Annotated in this window: 1 pseudogene; it reads right to left on the minus strand. The window is 54.4% G+C overall.

Annotated elements, in window-relative coordinates:
* Positions 1–22: 22 nt before the first annotated feature.
* A pseudogene (locus AF337_RS44355) lies at positions 23–226 on the minus strand (hypothetical protein); the annotation flags it as partial.

Below are 226 nucleotides of genomic sequence, written 5' to 3' on the forward strand. Positions count from 1 at the left end.
GTCGCAGAGTGATCAAGCCGATCTACGTCAAAGCGCTGCGGAGCAGATCTGAATTGATCTTGGGGTGCTTCTCGGACGGATGATAGGCTCCAATTAGGGCCGCCGTTACCATGATCGACACCGAAAGGAATGATGCGACGAGGCTCAACACGGGAACCGGAGATTTTCGACCCGCCCAGAGAAACACAAAGCCAGCCGCGAAAGCAAAGAACCAAAAGACCAGGAC

It is taken from the genome of Rhizobium ecuadorense, assembly GCF_001187535.1.
In the GTDB taxonomy this organism is placed as follows: Bacteria; Pseudomonadota; Alphaproteobacteria; order Rhizobiales; family Rhizobiaceae; genus Rhizobium; species Rhizobium ecuadorense.